Source organism: Halomonas sp. BM-2019, from assembly GCF_017584085.1.
Window position 1 is genome coordinate 2,982,852 of the sequence record NZ_CP071922.1, and the last position, 1,316, is coordinate 2,984,167.

General features: G+C 51.3%; 2 protein-coding genes. Both read left to right on the forward strand.

Annotated elements, in window-relative coordinates; all coding sequences use genetic code 11:
* The first annotated feature begins 137 nt into the window (after positions 1 to 137).
* Positions 138 to 773 carry an endonuclease III gene (nth, locus tag J5F18_RS14900; protein ID WP_346299353.1) on the forward strand — a complete coding sequence of 212 codons (636 nt, stop codon included), beginning with the start codon at positions 138 to 140 and terminating at the stop codon, positions 771 to 773.
* A partial coding sequence (gene rnt / locus J5F18_RS14905) for a ribonuclease T (protein ID WP_346299354.1) occupies positions 773 to 1,316 on the forward strand: 544 nt, incomplete at its 3' end. The genes nth and rnt, both read left to right, overlap by 1 nt.

Sequence of the window (1,316 nt, forward strand, 5' to 3'; positions counted from 1 at the left end):
GCCAGGTGCATTTTTAGGGATGGGCTTTCTGATTGCCGGTAAAAACTGGATTGACGGTCGCCGCAAAGCCAAACTCGCCAAAGCGCCAATTGAGAAAGCTCAGCGTGCGCGCGTAACGACAGTGAATTAATTAGGCTATGAATCAACAAAAACGAATTGAAATACTCACGCGGCTACGTGACGACAATCCGCACCCAACGACCGAGCTGAACTTTAGTAATCCATTTGAGCTGCTGATTGCGGTTTTATTGTCAGCGCAAGCCACCGATGTCGGCGTCAACAAAGCAACCGGCCCACTCTTTGCGGTTGCGAATAACCCAGCCGATATGCTGGCGTTGGGCGTGGATGGCGTCAAACATTACATCAAAACCATTGGCTTATTTAATACCAAAGCCGAGAACGTGATTAAAACCTGCCGGATTTTGGTTGAACAACATGGCGGTGTCGTTCCTGAAAGCCGTGAAGCCCTCGAAGCGCTCCCGGGCGTTGGCCGCAAAACCGCGAACGTGGTGCTCAATACCGCATTTGGTTGGCCGACGATTGCCGTTGACACGCATATTTATCGAGTGAGCAACCGCACTAAGTTCGCCCCGGGGAAAACCGTCGACGCGGTTGAACAGCGACTGTTAAAAGTGGTTCCGGCAGAATTTAAAGTCGATGTACATCACTGGCTCATTCTTCACGGCCGCTATACCTGTATTGCTCGCAAGCCACGCTGTGGCTCCTGCTTAATTGAAGATCTTTGTGAGTACAAAGAGAAAACGGAAATTTAATGACTGAAAAACCTGCTATTAAAGATCGCTTTCGCGGCTACTTGCCGGTAGTAATTGACGTAGAAACGGCTGGCTTTAACCCAAAAACCGACGCACTACTCGAAATTGCTGCGGTAATCGTCGACTTCAACGACGACGGCGAACTGGTACCTGTTGCCACTCACCATGCCCATATCGAGCCGTTCGAAGGTAGCAACATTGAACAAGCGGCCATCGACTTTAATGGCATTGACCCGTTCAATCCCCTGCGCGGTGCTGTGCCCGAAGAGGAAGGCTTACGCGTAATCTTTAAAGCCATTCGCAAAGCGCAAAAAGCTGCTGGTTGCCAACGCTCAGTGCTTGTCGGTCACAACGCCAACTTTGACCACAGCTTTGTTATGGCCGCTGCCGAGCGTGCCAGCTTAAAACGCAATCCATTTCATCCGTTTGTCAGTTTCGACACCGCATCCATGGCTGCCCTCACCTTAGGCCAAACCGTGCTGGTCAAAGCCTGCCACGCCGCAGGTATCGCCTTTGATGGCAAAGAAGCCCACAGCGCCGTAT

Excerpts from the sequence above, each read along its gene's own strand:
- nth (WP_346299353.1), top strand. The coding sequence starts at position 138 with ATGAATCAACAAAAACGAATTGAAATACTCACGCGGCTACGTGACGAC.